At 61.1% G+C, this 18,358-nt stretch carries 11 protein-coding genes and 1 pseudogene; 3 read left to right on the forward strand and 9 right to left on the reverse strand.

Going from position 1 to position 18,358, the window contains the following annotated elements; genetic code table 11:
- Positions 1-16: 16 nt before the first annotated feature.
- The 5 genes from ACWICV_RS10865 to ACWICV_RS10885 all read right to left on the reverse strand — a co-directional run bounded on the left by ACWICV_RS10865 (position 17) and on the right by ACWICV_RS10885 (position 6,348).
- On the reverse strand, positions 17-1,753 hold the full coding sequence (locus ACWICV_RS10865; RefSeq protein WP_454091007.1) for an acetyl/propionyl/methylcrotonyl-CoA carboxylase subunit alpha: 1,737 nt from the start codon (positions 1,751-1,753) through the stop codon (positions 17-19).
- A 9-nt stretch (positions 1,754-1,762) separates the two neighbouring features.
- Positions 1,763-3,367 carry a 5-oxoprolinase subunit B/C family protein gene (locus ACWICV_RS10870; RefSeq protein WP_454091008.1) on the reverse strand — a complete coding sequence of 535 codons (1,605 nt, stop codon included), beginning with the start codon at positions 3,365-3,367 and terminating at the stop codon, positions 1,763-1,765.
- Positions 3,364-4,122, reverse strand: a complete 759-nt coding sequence (locus ACWICV_RS10875; protein ID WP_454091009.1) for a LamB/YcsF family protein — start codon at positions 4,120-4,122, stop codon at positions 3,364-3,366. The genes ACWICV_RS10870 and ACWICV_RS10875 overlap by 4 nt, the downstream gene beginning before the upstream one ends.
- A 225-nt stretch (positions 4,123-4,347) precedes the next feature.
- Entirely contained in the window at positions 4,348-4,497 is a 150-nt protein-coding gene (locus ACWICV_RS10880; RefSeq protein WP_166650680.1) for a hypothetical protein, read from the reverse strand.
- Between the two features lie 165 nt (positions 4,498-4,662).
- Entirely contained in the window at positions 4,663-6,348 is a 1,686-nt protein-coding gene (locus ACWICV_RS10885; RefSeq protein ID WP_400291383.1) for a formate--tetrahydrofolate ligase, read from the reverse strand.
- Positions 6,349-7,126: 778 nt separating this feature from the next.
- Here ACWICV_RS10885 and ACWICV_RS10890 point away from each other — a divergent pair.
- A complete protein-coding gene (locus tag ACWICV_RS10890; RefSeq protein WP_400291381.1) occupies positions 7,127-7,678 on the forward strand; it encodes a hypothetical protein in 552 nt (183 codons plus the stop codon).
- Between the two features lie 444 nt (positions 7,679-8,122).
- Here ACWICV_RS10890 and ACWICV_RS10895 read toward each other — a convergent pair.
- Positions 8,123-9,519 (reverse strand): annotated as a pseudogene (locus ACWICV_RS10895) (IS1380 family transposase).
- Between the two features lie 795 nt (positions 9,520-10,314).
- Complete coding sequence (locus tag ACWICV_RS10900) at positions 10,315-11,775, reverse strand: MDR family MFS transporter (RefSeq protein WP_402474247.1); 1,461 nt, start codon at positions 11,773-11,775, stop codon at positions 10,315-10,317.
- A 147-nt stretch (positions 11,776-11,922) separates the two neighbouring features.
- Between ACWICV_RS10900 and ACWICV_RS10905 the strand changes: the two genes are divergently transcribed.
- Together ACWICV_RS10905 and ACWICV_RS10910 are read left to right on the forward strand one after the other, a co-directional pair.
- Positions 11,923-12,516, forward strand: coding sequence for a TetR/AcrR family transcriptional regulator (locus ACWICV_RS10905; protein WP_400343547.1), 594 nt, complete (start codon positions 11,923-11,925; stop codon positions 12,514-12,516).
- A gap of 212 nt (positions 12,517-12,728) precedes the next feature.
- Positions 12,729-14,951 carry an NADP-dependent isocitrate dehydrogenase gene (locus tag ACWICV_RS10910; RefSeq protein ID WP_402474244.1) on the forward strand — a complete coding sequence of 741 codons (2,223 nt, stop codon included), beginning with the start codon at positions 12,729-12,731 and terminating at the stop codon, positions 14,949-14,951.
- 549 nt (positions 14,952-15,500) lie between these two features.
- On the opposite strand, the gene ACWICV_RS10915 is transcribed toward ACWICV_RS10910, so the two are convergent.
- Together ACWICV_RS10915 and ACWICV_RS10920 are read right to left on the reverse strand one after the other, a co-directional pair.
- On the reverse strand, positions 15,501-15,998 hold the full coding sequence (locus ACWICV_RS10915; RefSeq protein WP_365945775.1) for a hypothetical protein: 498 nt from the start codon (positions 15,996-15,998) through the stop codon (positions 15,501-15,503).
- A 630-nt stretch (positions 15,999-16,628) separates the two neighbouring features.
- Entirely contained in the window at positions 16,629-18,161 is a 1,533-nt protein-coding gene (locus ACWICV_RS10920; RefSeq protein ID WP_365945776.1) for a deoxyguanosinetriphosphate triphosphohydrolase family protein, read from the reverse strand.
- Positions 18,162-18,358: the final 197 nt, after the last annotated feature.

Consider the following 18,358-nt stretch of genomic DNA (forward strand, 5'->3'; position numbering starts at 1 on the left):
CTTCATGGCCTGGACGCTAGCCGATGGTGCCCAAGGTGTCGCCGCGGCGTACGGCTGACCCTGCGCTCAAGTCCGCTGCACGGAAGATGCCATCACGGTGCGCGGTGATGGTGGATTCCATCTTCATCGCCTCGACGATGGCAATGCTCTGCCCTTCGGCGACTGCACTGCCATCTTCTGCAGCGAAGCGGACGAGGTTCCCGTCCATGGTGCTGCGTACCGCGGCGGCATCGACCTCGCCGGCAGCATCATCCTGGGTGGCGGCGGTGCCGGCTCCCGGGGTATGGCGCAACGCGTTGGTCAGTGCAGCGGGAAGACCCAGCTGGACGGCCTTGCCGTCGAGCTCTATAGTGATGGTTTCACGGCTGGTATCGCGCTGGTCCAGATCCATCTCGTCGCTGGCCTCGACCTCGTTGAGGAACTCGTCCTCGATCCACGTGGTGTAGACGCCCAGGGATTCGCCGTTGAACGCTTCGTGCTCGATGACGGCGCGGTGGAATGGCAGGACCGTGGGAACACCGGCAATGCTGATTTCTTCCAGTGCCAGGCGGGCACGGCGCAACGCCTGGTTCCGGTCGGCCCCGCGCACAATCAGCTTGGCGATCATCGAGTCGTAGAACGGCGGAATGACCGAGCCGCTGCGCACGCCCGAGTCCACGCGCACGCCGGCGCCGGTTGGCGCTTCGAACCGCTCCACGGTGCCGGGCGCAGGCAGGAAGCCGCGAGCCGGATCCTCGGCATTGATGCGGAATTCGATGGCATGGCCGGTGGGCTGCGGGTCCTCGGTAATGGACAAAGGCAGGCCATCGGCAATTCGGAACTGCTCGGCCACCAGATCGACGCCGGAAGTCTCCTCGGTGATCGGGTGCTCCACCTGCAAACGGGTATTGACCTCCAAGAAGGAGATCAACCCGTCCTGGGCCACCAGATATTCCACGGTGCCGGCCCCGACATATCCGGCTTCCTTGCAGATCGCCTTCGCGGACTGATGGATCCGGGTCCGCTGCTCATCGGTCAAGAACGGGGCAGGCGCCTCTTCCACCAGCTTCTGGTGGCGGCGCTGCAAGGAGCAGTCGCGGGTGCCGACGACCACCACATTGCCGTGGGTATCGGCCAGCACCTGGGCCTCGACGTGGCGCGGCTTGGCCAGGAAACGTTCCACGAAGCATTCGCCACGGCCAAAGGCCACGGTGGCTTCGCGGGTGGCGGACTCGAAAGCATCGGAGATCTCATCGAGCGAGTAGGCGATCTTGATGCCGCGGCCACCGCCGCCGAAGGCCGCCTTGATGGCGACCGGCACGCCGTACTCTTCAGCGAAGGCCCGCACCTCGCCGGCGTCCGCTGCCGGGCCGTCGGTGCCCGGGGCCAGCGGCGCACCTGCGCGCACCGCGATCTGCCGGGCCGTGACCTTGTTGCCCAGTGCTTCGATGGCCGCGGGAGGCGGGCCAATCCAGCTCATGCCGGCTTCGATGACGGCGGCGGCGAAGTTCGCGTTCTCCGAGAGGAAACCGTAGCCGGGGTGCACCGCATCGGCGCCGCAGCGCTTGGCAATCTCGATGATCTTCTCGATATCCAGGTAGGTGTCCGCGCCGGTGGAACCATGCAGCGGGTACGCTTCATCTGCGCGGCGCACGTGCAGGGCATCGGCATCCGGGTCCGAGTAGATGGCTACCGACGAAATATTTGCGTCGGTGGCCGCCCGGGCAATGCGGACCGCGATTTCGCCTCGGTTGGCGATGAGAACTTTTTTCATGGCAATTCCTTAGGCGTCTGATGCCGCGTGGCCGGCAGCGGGATGGAGTTCGAATCGAATTCTGCTTCCGGGCGGAAGCTGCGCGGCTGCGCTGAGGTCTTCGGCAATGACGGTGGCGATCACCGGATAGCCGCCGGTGACCGGATGATCTGCGAGGAACAGCACCGGCAGGCCGGAGGGCGGCACCTGCAAGGATCCGCGGGCTACGCCTTCACTGGCCAGTTCCCCGGAGCGGACGCGCTGCAGCGGCTGCTGCCCGGTATCCAGGCGCACGCCCACGCGGTTGGATTCGCTGGTGACATCCCAAATCTGGGCGGCCAGCTGGTCCAGGCCCGCCTGGCCAAACCAATCGGCACGCGGACCGGGCATGGCGCGCAGCGTGTACACGCCGTTATCGTTTGGGACCGGCAGGGTGCTCGGTTCGCTGTTGCCAACGATGTGGCCCAGCTGCGGGCGGTTCACCGGCAGCAAGCCACCGGCTTGCAAAGGCTGGGGGCCGACTCCGGAAAGGGTGTCGGTAGACAGTGAGCCGAGGACCGTTTCCTGCTCGATGGTGCCGCGCACCGCAAGGTAGCTGCGCAGCCCGCGGCCGGCGGGTTCAACCTCCAGGCGCTCGCCGTGCAGCAGCGCGAACGGTGCATTGGCCGCGGCCTGGCGCGGGGTGCGGACCTGGTCGTCTTCGGCCGGGGTGATCCAGAGTTCTGCTTCGGCGCCGGTGAGCGCCAGCACTTGGTCTTGCTCGGCTTCAACGGTGATGCGGCTGCCGAGGTTCTCGATCACGGCTTGGCCTGGTTGGTTGCCCACCAGGCGGTTGGCCTGGTGGAAGGCGGCCGGGTCTGCGGCTCCTGCGACGCCAACTCCGAGGTTGCCGTAGCCGATGCGTCCGGCATCCTGGAGCAGGGACTGCAGGCCGGCGTCGATGATTTTCAGGCCACCGGCAAGTGCCTGCACTGATGCTTCGTCTTGTGCGGCGGGTGCTTGGCTCACCGATATTTTCCGGGTGGCCCGGACGAACTGCACGGTATCCTGCGGCCGGATCAATGCAGGATTTTCGCGCTGCAAATCCCACATTTGCAGATCGGTATGCCCAATCAGCTGCCAGCCTCCTGGGGATTGGCGCGGATAGACGGCCGAGTACTCACCGGCGAGCGCCACCGCTCCGGCGGGCACCTTGGTGCGCGGGGAGTCTCTGCGCGGGACATGCAAGTCCTGGTTTTCGCCGAGCAGATAGGCGAAGCCGGGAGCGAATCCGCCAAATACTGCACGCCACCTCTGGCTGGTGTGCGCATTGATCACTGCCTCGGTGCTCAGCCCGGTCAGCTCGGCCACTGCGGCGAGGTCTTCGCCATCGTAATTCACTGGTACTTCAACCAGCTTGCCCGCAGCGTGGAGTGCAGAAGCTACTTCAAGTTCTGGCAGTGCTGCCATGGCCCGTTCGGCGCTCTGCGCGGAATCGAATTTCAGCAGTACCGTTTGCGCGGCGGCCAAGTGGTCGCGCTGTCCGGACAGGGGAGAGGTTTCCAAGGCGGCGTTGAGCGCCAAGACAGCATCGAGCGAGTCCAGGTCGATGAGCAGATCATGGGAACCTGCCCGGTGAATGGCGCGGATGCTCACGCGAAGCTCCGGATCTGCACGCCGGCATGTTCCAGTCCTGCGCGCACGGCGCTGGCCATGGCCACTGCACCGGCAGTATCGCCGTGCAGGCAGATGCTCTCGGCTTCCATCTTGATGGTGCTGCCGTCCACGGCGACAATGGTGCCTTCGGTGGCCAGGCGGACCATGTTCTCGGTGACCTGCGCGGGGTCGTGCAATACGGCGTTGGATTCGCGGCGGGAGACCAGGGTGCCTTCCGGTGTGTAGTTGCGGTCGGCGAAGGCTTCGGCGACGCCGCGCAGGCCAGCGGCTTCGGCCTTCTGCAGGGCGACAGAACCTGGCAGCAGCAGGACCGGCAGGTCGGTGCCGAAGGCCTTGATGGCATCAACGACGGCCTGGGCATGCACCTCGTGGTGCACGATGGCGTTGTACAGGGCGCCGTGCGGCTTGACGTACTTGATTTCGCTGCCTGCGGCGCGTGCCAGGGCCTGCAGGGCTCCTAGCTGGTAGAGGACGTCATCGGCCAATTCGGTGGCCGAGCAGTCCAGGAAGCGGCGGCCGAAACCGGCCAGGTCGCGGTAGCCCACATGGGCTCCGATGGTGACGTTGGCGCTGACCGCATCGCGGCAGGTCTGGGCGATGGTGCTGGGGTCTCCAGCGTGGAACCCGCAAGCTACATTGGCCGAAGACACGGAGGTGAAGATGGCGGCGTCGTCGCCCATCGTCCAGTTGCCGAACGACTCGCCTACGTCTGAATTCAGGTCTATATATGGCATTGTGATCCCCGTCTCGTGAAAACCTCTTGGTAAAAGAATGCCCCACTTTCGGTAATTGTTCAACAATCTTGGCAGGGTTTTTGAGCATCGCTTCCCGGAATTCTGCTGGAGCGGTGTTCCCATCTGTCATCTGATCAGGCGTTTTGCACGTGGAATACTAAAGCCCGAGGCCAGGAATCCTTGCGGAATCCTGGCCTCGGGCAGGTCTTGTGGCTGGCGGTGCGGCTACTGGCCTTCTTCGCCGTCGGAATCTTCATGCCCGAACGGAATAGGCGCGTTCTGGGCCGCATCCGGATCAGGGACAGTAGTGTTCTCGCCCTCTGGGTCCGGAGTTTGAGCTGGACCTGTGGTTTCGTCGTGGTTTTCGGTTCCCATGGTTATTTCCCTTCATCCGTGCCTTGCTTGATTGCCAGCTAGCGGGTGCTGGTTCACATAGCCTAGCCGTGAATCGTGGTGAAATGCGGTGCGATCAGGGAATTACCATGTTCGCCCGCCGTGGAATCCTGGCACGCTGGCGGTACCCGCGGCCTTGCCTGGCCGCTAGGACAGCCCGATGGCGTTGCCGTGCTCGTCGACATCCATGTGCATGGCAGCTGGCACCCTCGGAAGGCCCGGCATCGTGGTGAGCGCCCCGGTGATGGCCACGATGAATCCGGCACCGGTCTTGGGGATCAGCTCGCGGACCTGCACGGTGAATCCGCGGGCGGCGCCTAGCAGCTGCGGGTCATCGGAGAAGGAGTACTGGGTTTTGGCGATGCAGACCGGCAGGTGCGACCAGCCATTGTCGTGGATCTGCTGGAGCATCCTCCGGGCCTTGGGGGAGTACTCGACGCCTTCGCCGCCGTAGACGCCGCGCACCAGGGTCAGGATCTTGTCTTCGACCGGCTGCTGCAGCTCGTACAGCGGGGCAAAATTGCCCGGTTCCCCGATGATCCGCAGCACCATGGCGGCTAGCTCGCCTGCTCCGGAGCCGCCCTGGCCCCAGACATCGGCGATGGCGCAGGCAATGCCCTGCTGTTTTGCCCAGCCGGTGACCGCTTCCAGCTCGGCATCGGTATCCGTGGTGAAGCGGTTGATGGCGATCACTGGCTGGATGCCGAACTTCGAGACGATCGAGGCGTGGCGTTCCAGGTTCGGCAGCCCGGCCCGCACGGCCTCGACGTTTTCTTCCCCCAGCTCCTCCTTGGGCACCGAACCATGCATCTTCAGTGCGCGGACGGTGGCGACAATGACCACCGTGTCCGGCGGGCACCCGGCGTAGCGGGCCTTGATGTCCATGAATTTCTCGGCGCCCAGATCGGTGCCGAAGCCGGCTTCGGTCACCACCACGTCGGCCAGTGCGCGGGCGGTGTTGGTGGCGATGGCCGAGTTGCAGCCGTGGGCGATGTTGGCAAAGGGCCCGCCGTGGATGAGCGCGGGAGTGCCCCCGATGCTCTGCACCAGGTTGGGCTTGATGGCTTCCTTGAGCAGCAGCGCCATCGCACCCGCCGCGCCCAGGTCATCGGCGGTGACCGGGGCCTTGGCGTAGGTGTATCCGACGGTGATCCTGCCCAATCGGGCGCGCAGGTCCGCCAGCCCGGTGGCCAGGCAGAAAACAGCCATGACCTCGGAGGCGGCGGTGATTTCGAAGCCAGTTTCGCGCGGCACCCCGTTGGCGGTACCGCCCAGGCCGATCACCACGTGGCGCAATGCGCGGTCGTTCATGTCCAGCACCCGCTTGAAGGTGATGGATCGCGGGTCGATGCCCAGCTCGTTGCCCTGCTGCAGGTGGTTGTCGAGCATGGCCATGAGAAGGTTGTTCGCACTGGTGATGGCGTGGAAATCCCCGGTGAAATGCAGATTGATCTCGTCCATGGGCAGCACCTGGGATTGGCCTCCGCCCGTGGCTCCGCCCTTCATCCCGAAGCTCGGGCCGACCGAGGGCTCGCGCAGCGCGATGATGGTCTTGGTCCCGGTGGCAGCCAGCGCGTCGCCCAGGCCCACCACCATGGTGGATTTGCCTTCCCCTGCCGGCGTCGGGGACATGCCGCTGACCAGGACGACTTTCCCGGGCCGGCTTCCGTTGGCCGGCAGCAGGGCAGGATCAATTTTGGCCTTGTACTTGCCGTAGGGCTCCAGCGCGTCCTGCGGGATTCCGGCCGCCTCGGCAATCCGGGAGATCGGCCTGAGCACTGCCCGCGAGGCAATGGCCAGATCGCTCATATCGGTTTCCGGCAATGCTGCCATGTTGTGTCCCCTGTCTGGCTGCCCGGTGACCCGGGGATGAGGAAGACCAAGGCTTCTGGTTTTCCCTGATTGGCCTTCAAGCTATCACCTTGCAGACAAGGCGAGAAGGTACACCCGGCAGAATGCACCGGCAGCACGTGGATCGGTACTTTGCTGGGAACCAGAAGGGGCGTAAGTGGTGCGATCCCAAAAATAACTAATGGGCCATCACCTATGTCTGCCCCGCCGCTTCAAAAATTTGTGTATAAATCTTGACTTGTCGGATTCATATGGAAGAAATCGCGTTGCCATCGTGAGTGTAACAGGACCGCATCGTCCGATTGTCATCAGCACAAGTCAGACCTTCGAGCTGCGGAGTGATATACGAGTTAAGAATTGTGAAAACCGTAATCTCAAACGGCCGCATAAGCGCCCAATCGAGGCCAGAATCGGGGAGCAGCCCCCGCTGATAAAAGATCGTTGATCTGCTGGCGACATGTCAATTTAAAAGCCATTCAAGTCTTGCACTGCACTAGAGCAGGCTCATTCCCAACCCTGAAGAAGCTCCTGTTCTCAAAGCCTTCCAGGGAGTGAGCGCCACAAAGAGTAGGAACTCGCTGGCTTGGATAAGCTGCTTGACGTTCGTAAAGTCTCTCAGAAGCACCATGGCATCCCAAGGGTCCGCGCCTCTTTACTAAGGTATGTCGATTTTCCAAAAAAGATTGCTATATCTCTATCTTACTAGTAGCTTCTATACGTGGACAGAATTCATCACTGAAAAATAGAAAGTCTGGATGCGATGTCGTTAGATCGACGGAATGTAGTTTTCAACCTTGCCCCAGTAGTTCTACTAGGGTTACTAGCGCCACAAGCAGCTAAACTAGGGCGCAATGAGCAAGCGGGCGACAAATTAACTTCACTATACGATTGCAATACCTGTGATCCGGATAGCAAAGATTTGCAGAACATCGAAGATTTCGAGCGTGCGTTTGAAGAATTCGGTTCAGTCTCGGATATTGAGATTGCCCAGATGGCTAAGCGTCAGAAGCGATTGAATGATCTGGGTGTAATGCAACCCGCAGGGTTACCGCTCCCTGGCCCAGCTGCTATTGTAAGTTGCGCGTTAACTGCAGCCTGGGTTTTCCGAAAAGGCGTTTCCAAGAACCAAGTAATCATGCAGGTCACGGAAGTGATTGTTGGCTGTGTTGGAATTCCTGCAACGTCTTGGGTTTTGGTCCGTGTCGCACGTTTGGTTTGGAAGTATAGGAAGAAGATTGCCGCAGCACTGGCTGCTGTTGGTCTGACAGCAGCACAACTCGCTCCGATTCGCAATGCTCCATACCCGGGATAGCGTGGGAGCTACTGGTTCAGACAGGAGTTGCCTAATATGAGATGGGCTCGCAAACTCGTAGTTCGTCGGGTCGCTTTGTATCTTACGATATCTATCCTCGGTCTTTCGGTGTTGACTGGTGTTTATTGCGCGCTGGCTAACCGTCATTTCCTTGAAGTGTTAGAGAACCTCTGGATAGCGTTCGCATTTGCACTCGTAACTGCAGCTTTAACCGCAGTTAAAGACCATCGCAATGACAAAGAAGAGTTGTGAGAATCGAGATCAGCTAACCCAACTTTTTCATGACGGTCCGGAAACCCACCTACGACTGGCGTAAGCCACGCACTGGTGGGTTTCCGCATTTGCGGGCACGACGAAGAGCGCCACCCGCTGGCGCATGCACCGGCCACCACCCACCGAAAACTGCATTGCCGTTGAAGGAATCAGGGACCGGACGCCAGCGGCTCAGGCTGCCAAGTGCCCGTCTCGCCACCTGCCAGCCAGCCTGCTGATCCGCTCCTGCAACAACAGCACCAGACCCGCTTCTGGTGCGTCCTGGTTGACCAGTATTCGCGGCCTTCGGCTGCCGGTCACCAGCTTCCCGGCCAGCGACCAGATACGATACCGCCACCGCTTCAAATCCCAACTGACGGCGGCATGCTCGGCCGGCAGCACCGCCAGCTGCAGCCATGTCACCAGGTTCAAAGCGAACATCGCCAGATTCGCCCAGGCCTGGTTCGCGCCGAACGCGAAAAACGGCAACTTGCCCAACCCGGCAGCCTTCAACGACTTGATCCGGTTCTCGCACCGGCCCCGCGCCCGATGCCGCACGTCCAAGAACGCCGGATCAAACCGAGGAGCATTGGTCAAGAATGCGGTCACCCGATTCCCGTCGGTATCGAACAGGTTGGCCTTCGCCCCGGGATGCAAGGGCTCGGCCCGCAAATAAATCCTGGTGCCCGGCGGATAATCCCTCAACCCCAAGATCTTGGTCGCGTCGATCACCCACGCATCCTCACGAATCTTGCCGGTGGCGGTGAGTGCCGGCTCCCAATACTTCTTCTCGTTGATCCATCCGATGAACCGCTCATTGACCACGGGCAGCGCGTACGAGGTGGAGAACTGCAAACCCAGGGCATGCAAGTGGTGCAAAAATTCGCGGGACGCCCCAGCACTATCGGTGCGGACCAGGATCTTCTCACCGATCAGGCACCCATCCTGGTCATAGAAATCATCAGGCAACTGGGCCAACGCCTCGGTGAGGATGCTGATATGGTCCGCCGCGGAATTCGCTCCCTTGTTGCCGGGGCGCATCCTCACCGCCAGCACCTCCCCGGTGCCATGGCCCTGGCCGTAATCGGCCATGGCGATCATCGGAGTGAACCCGTACCCGCGCTTGTAAGTGCCTTTGGCGCCTTCCTTGTCGGAGTGCACATGCACCAATAAGGCATCGATATCCAAGATGAGCGGGTTGGCGCGGGTTGTCCGCACGGCCGGGCTGCGCCGGCCAGCAGCGGCCCAGAGCCGGGAACGGACCTCCCTTTGCATGGTCGCGAAGGCTAGTCGAACGCGCCGGGATGCTCGGCGAGGCGGGTGAAGAAGCGGCTGAACGTTGATTCGGAAGCCACCGACCCGAACACGCCTCGGGCAACGCGTAGCTGGTCGGTGTCGGTGACGTGCTCCCCGCCAGCGGCGAGGGTCAGCACCAGGTCGCTGATCATTTTCCCTGGACGGTGGGTCGCGGTGGCGGGGACGAACTGGCCGAGCCGGTCCTCGGCCAGTTGCCGGAACCCGAGGCTGTTGAGCAGGCCGGTCAGCGTGGACAGCCCAGCATGGGACACCAGATTCTGGGATATGGTCACGGTTGGGAGCTGCGGGTAAAGACCGGCATGATTATTCACTGAAAGAGTGATCCTTGAACTCATGGAATTTTGGCTTAGACACCTTTATTTTCCCAGTTCAGATCACTCTTTCGTCTTTAATGACAGTTAATTACGGCACCCATCATGAAACACCCGGGCTAAGCTGACTGCAGTAACGGCAGCGATTACCTGACTTTAGCAATCACGATCATGAACACAGTCTATTTACGCCTTTGCTACTTCAGGATCACAATAGGGGGCTTCTGCTTTCCATGACTCGAGTCGATTTTTAGCTCTTCGCTGATGTTGTGCGTGCGGTCATGCTCCGAGCCTGTTTTCTGTTTCGATGGCGTAGGTCTTATCCTTCGTTCTCGCGTTTTCCGATGAATGAATGCTTAACGGCGCACGACCCGGTTCTACCATTAGTTGCCTCCAATAAATGGTCCGCTCAGGCTGTATTGAACTGCCTAGCTGGCGCATGATTGGAGCACGCTGGGCAATGGTGACCGAGGTCGGGTGGTTATCTGTTTCTAGACATTTCGTCATTCTTGTCGTTTGCCCACTATCTTCCGATGTGTAAGGACGGCCTGCCTTGCGGAGTCGGCTTAGCGCCTCGGCACGTTCCCGGCCGGTAGAAAAGCATTCATAGGACAAATGAAGCCCGAGCGGTGTAATGCCAAAAGGAATTCCACCGCTCGGGCTGATTGCTCTCTTATCTGGGCCATCTGCCGCTGGTCCGGGTGCCAGCGCTCCCGCCCTCCAGGCCTTGAGGGCCAGCAACGCCGAAGTGGCGCCTCAGTGATTCGCGTGCGGCTTCTCGCCCTTGATCATGAAGGCGAAGACGATCCCGATCGTGGCCAGCACGGCGCCGACGATGAACGAGATATGCGCGCCAGAGAACAAGGCCTCGGCCAGCTCGGACCCGGCGTCCAGCTGGACCTTTGACAGCAGCGACATCACGGTCACGAAGACCGTGGTGCCGATGGCGCCGCCCAGCTGCTGCGCGGTATTGAAGATTGCCGAACCGTGGCCGAACAGGCGCGGATCCACCGAAGCCATCGCGGAGGACATCAAGCCGGTCATCAGCAGGGCCAGTCCGATGGAGAAGACGATGTGGCAGAGCATGAACATCCACAATTCGGTCTGCGCGGTGACAGTGGTGTACATCCACTGCCCGGCGGCCAGGAGCACGGCGCCGGGGATCAGCACCGGGCGCGGTCCGCGCTTGTCGTAGATCCGCCCGAAAATCGGCGAGGCGATGGCCTGGGCCAGCCCGCCGGGAAGCAGCATGATGCCGATCTGCAGCGAGTCGATGCCCTGCCCGGATTCCAGCAGGATCGGCACGATCATCAGCGAACCGAGCAGGGTGCCGAAGGCAATCATGATCATCGCGATCGCGAAGCTGAAGCTGCGCGAGGCAAACGGGGTCAGGTTCAGCAGTTCGCGGCCGCTGGCGGCCAGCTTGACCTGGCGGATGATGAACAGTGCCAGGGCCACCAGGCCGATGGCGAAGCTGGCGATCATCATCGTGGCGTTATCCGCGGCATGCTCGATGCTGGAAATGCCGTACACCAGGAACCCGAAGGCCAAGGCGGAAAGTAGCACCGAAGCCGAATCCACCTTGATCTTGCGTGCACTGGAAGGGATCTTGAAGAAGATGGCGCCCAGTACCAGGACCGCCACGGCGATCGGCAGCATCAGGATGAAGATGTAATGCCAGCCCAATGCGTGCACGATGGCTCCCGAGGCGGTAGGCCCGATAGCCGGGCCGACGCCGATGACGATCGAGTTCAGGCCCATGATGGTGCCGCGCTGGTGGACGGGCACCAGCGTCAAGGTGGTGGTCATCAGCAAGGGCAGGACGATGGCCGTGCCGATGGCCTGGATAACGCGTGCCAGCAGCAAGAAGGCGAAGCTCGGCGCCAGCACCGCGATGACGGTGCCGAGGATGAAGCTGATGATGGCGAAGAAGAACAGCGACCGGTGCGCGAAGCGCTGCAGCAGGAAGCCAGTGGTGGGGATGACGACTGACAGGGTCAGCAGGAATCCGGTGGTGAGCCACTGGCCGGTGGACGCCGAAATGCCCATGTCCTGCATGATGCCGGGCAGCGCTACCGTGAGCACGGTCTCGTTCAGGATCATCATGAAAGCGGCCAGGGCCAGCGAGGCGATGATGCCTGTCAGGGTTTTGGTGGAGAGTTGCCCGGCGGGCGCCGCGCTTGGCTTGGCGCTGGTTCTAGGGGGATTTGTAGTCACGAAGTCTTCTTCCTGTGGAGTGTCAACCGCTAAATACTGTCACACTCTGCCACTTTTTCGTAAGCGAATCTGTCAGACTGTGACAGGAAACAAATTTGGTGGACGAGGCCTGCGCAGTACAGGCAGTCCGGAGCATCGGAGAGCGCCATGGGGATTCGCGAGGAACGCAAAGAGGCAACGATCCAGTCCATCCGGGCAGCAACCCTGGAGCTGGTGGAACTCCAGGGCCTGGAGTCGGTGACCGTGGGGCAGATCGCTGCCCGGGCCGGCATTTCCGAGCGGACCTTCTTCCGCTACTGCGAATCCAGGGAAGCGGCCATGGTGCCGGCGCAGCATGAATTGATCCAGGCCGTGACCGAATGCCCCATCGCTGACGGATCCACGAGCGCGCAGATTTTTCGGCTGCTGGCCAACGAATGCCGCCGAATCCTTGTTGCCGAGATTCGCGGCAACGAATACCGGCGCATTTCCCGGTTGATTGCCACGGAGCCGAAGCTGCTATTGGCCATCACCCGGCAAGATCAAGCCTTCTGCGCTGCCACCTCGCAGGAGCTGCGCCGCCGCGGGCTGGTGCCGGCCATGCCAGCCTTGATGATTGGCGAAGCCTTGGCCGCCCTCTGGCGCGTGGCCTGGCAGAGCTTCGGCCAGGCGGAAAGCGCCGGGGAGCCTGCAGATCCAGTTGAGCTCTTCGATGAGGCCATGGCGAATCTCGAAGCGCTGGCCGGCGGAAGAGCCGAATAGCGAATAACTCTGTTGAGTTATCGCTGATTAACTTAAATGTGACGAACTGCTTGCAGGCTGTCCAGCCCGGCATTTCGGTGAATAAACGGCGTTGCCGCGCGTATTTCCCGCTGCCGCAAAGTGTGGTGCAGAGCAAAATCAGGTAGATTTGGAACGTTGAGTTCAGGGCGGTAACACCGCTTCCGCACGACGTTCAGGGAGACGCCACACCTATGGCAAAGATTATTTACACCCACACCGACGAAGCGCCTATGCTGGCGACCCACTCGTTCCTGCCAATCGTGGAGGCCTTCGCCTCGACCGCCGGTGTGGAACTTGAGACCCGCGACATCTCGCTGGCTGGTCGCATCATCGCTACCTTCCCGGATTATGTCACCGAAGAGCAGCGCATCGGTGATGCTCTGGCAGAACTTGGCGACCTGGCCAAGACCCCGGATGCAAACATCATCAAGCTGCCGAACATCTCGGCTTCGATTCCGCAGCTGAAGGCTGCCATCGCCGAGCTGCAGGCTGCCGGCTACGCACTGCCTGACTACCCGGATAACCCGACCTCGGATGAAGAGACCGACGTCCGCGCACGCTACGACAAGATCAAGGGTTCGGCTGTGAACCCGGTCCTGCGCGAGGGCAACTCGGACCGCCGTGCACCGCTGAGCGTGAAGAACTACGCTCGCAAGTACCCGCACTCCATGGGCGAGTGGGCCGCTGATTCGAAGACCAACGTGGCCACCATGGGCGTTGACGACTTTGCTGCCAACGAGAAGTCCGTAGTCATCGACGCGGACAAGAAGATCTCGATCCGCTTCGTCGGCGAAGACGGCGAAGTCAAGGTCCTGAAGAAGCCTTTCGACGTGCTGGCCGGCGAAGTCATCGACGGCACCGTCATGCACGCCGCGGCCCTGTCCGAGTTCCTGAAGAACTCCGTGGCCCGCGCCAAGGAAGAGGGCGTGCTGTTCTCGGCGCACCTGAAGGCCACCATGATGAAGGTCTCCGACCCGATCATCTTCGGCCACGTGGTGAAGGCCTACTTCTCCGAGCTGTTCGAAACCTACGGCGACGAGCTGGCAGCAGCCGGCCTGAACCCGAACAACGGCCTGGCAGCCATCCTCGGCGGCCTGGACGAGCTGTCCGACGAGGTGCGCGCCGGCGTGGAGAAGCTGATCGCCAAGGGCCTGGAAGAGGGCCCGGCAGTTGCCATGGTCGATTCCGACAAGGGTATCACCAACCTGCACGTTCCATCGGACGTGATTGTCGACGCTTCGATGCCGGCCATGATCCGCCTGGGCGGCAAGATGTGGGATGCCAAGGGCGACACCGCAGACACCCTGGCTGTGCTCCCGGATTCCTCCTACGCAGGCATCTACCAGGTGGCCATCGACGACTGCCGTGCCAACGGCGCGTTCGACCCGACCACCATGGGCACCGTGCCGAACGTCGGCCTGATGGCGCAGAAGGCCGAGGAATACGGCTCGCACGACAAGACCTTCGAAATCGCTGGCAACGGCCACGTGCAGATCGTCGACGAGAACGATGCAGTGCTCATCGAGCACCAGGTCTTCGCTGGCGACATCTGGCGCGCCTGCCAGACCAAGGATGTAGCCATCCGCGACTGGGTGAAGCTGGCAGTGAACCGTGCCCGCGCCTCCCAGACCCCGGCTGTCTTCTGGCTCGATGAGAACCGCGCCCATGACGCAGTGCTGATCACCAAGGTCAACGAGTACCTCAAGGAGCACGACACCGAGGGCCTGACCATCGAGATCCTGTCCCCGGTCGAAGCGACCCAGTACTCGATCGACCGCATCCGCAAGGGCGAGGACACCATCTCGGTGACCGGCAACGTGCTGCGCGACTACCTGACCGACCTGTTCCCGATCCTGGAACTGGGCACTTCGGCCAAGATGCTCTCGATCGTTCCGCTGCTGGCTGGCGGCGGCCTGTTCGAGACCGGTGCCGGCGGCTCGGCTCCGAAGCACGTGCAGCAGCTGGTGAACGAGAACCACCTGCGCTGGGATTCGCTGGGCGAGTTCATGGCCCTGGGTGCTTCCTTCGAGCACCTGGCAGTGACTACCAACAACGCCCGCGCCCAGGTGCTGGCCGATACCCTCGACGCTGCAACCGGCACCTTCCTGTTGGAAGACAAGTCGCCTAAGCGCAAGGTGGGCGAGCTGGATAACCGCGGCAGCCACTTCTACCTGGCCAAGTTCTGGGCTGAAGAGCTGTCAAAGCAGGACAAGGACGCAGAACTGGCCGAGGCCTTCTCCGCAGTTGCCAAGGCACTGGGCGAGAATGAAGAAGCCATCGTTGCCGAGCTGGCCGAGGTGCAGGGCAAGGCTGTCGAGCTGGGTGGCTACTACCGCCCAGACGAAGCCAAGACCGCAGCGGCCATGCGCCCAAGCGCAACCCTGAACAAGGCTCTTGAACTGCTGACCAAGTAGTCCTTGCAGCCAATCAGCTGGCCTCAATCCTCAGTGAGGATTGGGGCCAGCTGCTTCAACCTGTGGAACCGTTTCAACTATTCGACTGCCCGGGTACCTTGAAAATGATAATAATTTCGGGACGCGAGCTTCTTATGGCCTTTTCCAGGATGGAGGCTACCACCCGGAGGTCATGTCCCGGATTCTTGATCATTTTCCCGTTAGGGTGCCGAAACTCGCGGTAGTCGATGATGACCAGCTTTTCCCGTTCTCGGGGATTTGCCCGGCTTTCCGCGCATCATAGATTTTCCGCTGTACTCTGCGTGGCATACCAGTCGAGGTGGTCCTTGAATCGAAGAACGGTACTGGCTCAGTGTGCTGTTTTTCGTGGCATTCAACAACCGGATCATGGTCATCTCAGAGCTCGTCGACCGGCAGCTTCTTCCAGGTTTGGTTTTTCAACGACGGATCACCTAGGAGCCATGGAAGGGACTTCTGGTTCTCGCTGGTGGAGCCAAATGCATGCATAGCTCAAGCAGATGGAGCAGACCTGGATGCCGAGCTTCTATCCTAGTCTGCGTTCTCAGGCGCGTAGGCAGGAGGATGCGGAAAGCGCTGTTCGCTTCCCCAGCCGATTTCCCAACCTTCCGTGTCGTCGAAGTAATCGGCGTACGCTACCGGCAAATCGGTGAGCTGGTTGACCCGAGCTGCCAATTGCGCATACCACTGAACGTATTCGCGATTGCCGGTGTCCTCCATGCTTGAACGCTGTAGCGATGGCATGCCAATGAGGATGGCTTCTGCAACGTTGACATGGCTGACGTCGTGGGGGAACTGGATTTTCTGGTTGAACACATTTTCATCGGCCGTCGAGTAGAGGCAACTTTCCCGGGCCAGGAAAGGCCCGCCGAATCGATCATCGGCGCGCCACTCCGTCACGTTGAAGACGGCAATTCTCCAGGCAGTTCCTGAAGCGTTGATTCCCGGGAGAATTCTCAACCCGCGATAGCCCAGGCTGTGGAGAAGCCGAACAGCTTCGATAATTCTGACAGCCAATTGTGAATCCATGGTCAGGCCTGATGTTCCTCAACAGTAGATGGACGCTTGCAAGTACATGCTCCCACGGGCCACCGACTCATTGGCACGGACTGAAAAGGCTCTTCGCCGATCATGCGCGGAGACCAGTTTGCAGGGCAATTGGGCCCGTGGCCTCCGGTGCGGCTCATGCACCGCTCAACGCCACGCCTTTGGCGCGTAAGCGTTGCCCGGCGTGCAGGAGCACGTCGTCATAATCTGTCACGCTCCGGGCGGGGCGCATGCCGCAGCGACGGTATTTCTGGTCCAAATACGGGCAATGAGAAACGTGGCGTAAAGGGGCGATTTACATTGTGTTAAAGGTTTCTCACAATGCCGAAAATCGCTTTGACTAGGGATATTTTGCGCTAATGTACTAAGTGCCGGAACGGGAATTCCGACCCGGAACGAAACAGCAATCCAACTGATTAGAACGAGGTATTTTGATGTTGAGCGATCTTCTTGCAACCCTGGTGGAACTCATCCGAAGCCTGGGCCTCTAACCCCTGAGCGCAACTTTCGAGTTGGTGACATTGGCCGTTGCTCATGTGGGCGAGCAACGGCCAATGGCTCGTTAATCGGACTAGCGATTTTGCCGCGGGCAGGTGCGCGAGAGGCCGTTGACTAGAGCCCGCGGCCGGCTTCCCAGAGATTGTCCGAGGTGCCGGTTAGCAGCGAATTCAACGAGACGGCTTGGGCATCGGTGAAGGAAGCAATGTAATCGACGATGGCCCGGGCCTGGCCCAGCCGTTGGATCTCTTGCGGGCCGGACTGCGAGAACAGCTCCGGGGTGCTCTCGCGCAATTGGCGGTATTCCTCGGTGGTAGCTTCCACCGAGTCCAGCAACCGTCGCGGTGCGCGCCCTGCATCCTCCGGATCATTGAGCCAGGTGTTGAAGCCTTCTGCCAGGGAACGGATAATTCGCGTTTGCCCACGCTGGTATACCGCCAGGTCTGAACGGTCCAAGACGAAGCGGGCATGGACGAACTTGAGTACTACGACGTCATGCCATGCTTCATCGCTCAAGCGGATATGGCCGCTGCGCACATTAGGCGTGCGTTCAACGGTGATCGATTCCTGCAACCGGTCAATCCATCGCCGAGTGAAGGCGGTAACCGCACGGTCCGCCTGCAGGCCGCCGTCGTAGGGAACTGCGAGCAAGCCATCGACGAGGTCATGGCCGACCCGTTGCACCGAGGCGCGGAATGCGTCTGGATTGGCAATCCAAGGATCCTTCGCCAGGACATGGCGCCACGTAATTTCCAGCGCGTGGCCCGGCTGCCGCTGGTCCAGCTCTGGGGCCTTCAGGGCTTGGAAGCGGACAGACTGATCCAGCCACGCTCGCAGTTCAGCGGAGACGCTGGTGTATTGCAATATGCCAGCGCGATAGAAATCATCGAGGTCATGAACCGCGTAGGCGATATCGTCTGCGATATCCATAACCGAGCTTTCCAGCGTCTGCTGGTATTTTCCGATGCCCGGGAAGACCGACAGGACGTCGTCCATTTCCTCAGCCTCGATATCGTAGGCTGAATACTTCATGGCGCCAGCAGCCGGATTCGCGCCGACGCCACGGGGGAGCAGCTCCGGGGCGACCGGGGCCTGGCTGCGCCATTCATTGCGCGTCCAGGGATATTTGAGTACAGCCGCGCGAACCGCGCGAGTCAGGTTCATGCCGCGCGGTGTGGCATCGCAGCTATCGAGGGCGGTGAGGATCCGGAAGGTCTGTGCATTGCCTTCGAATCCGTCGGGAAGCCCCAAGGTATCGCGGGCGACCCGGTCGAGTTCCTGCTCTCCCAGATGCCCGAAAGGCGGGTGGCCCAGATCGTGGGCGGCTGCCGCTGCTTGGACAACTACCGGGTCGCACCCTCCTAAGTCGGAGATTAGTCGCCTAGTAGGTTCGTCACGCCTTCGGAGGCCGATGGCGATGGAACGGGCCACCGCCGAAACCTTCAGCGAATGGGTCAATCGGTTGTGGACCAGGGTGCCTGAACCCGCCTGGGGAATCACCTGCGTCACCGAGGACAGCCGGGAGAAGTACGGGGAGAAGCGGATGCGCTCAATGTCTACGCGGAACTCATCTTCACCGGTGCGATTCCGTTCGGCGATCGCGCGGTCGCGGCCGCCGGTCTGATGTGTCTGTGCTCTAGTTTCCATCGTATGAACTAGCCTAGGCGATCGAGCAAGAGAAGCCACGCGAATTGGTGCAACTTCGTTTCGGGGCGACGAACGTCCAGTGCCGTGGGGGGGGGGGGGGGGGGGGTAAAAGCCAAAACACCCGCAAACAAAAAAACAGTAGGAAAGATGGTGGATTTGGAGAGTCAAACACACGAAAAACACCACACAAACAAGCG

The sequence above is a fragment of the Glutamicibacter sp. NPDC055354 genome, assembly GCF_053644955.1.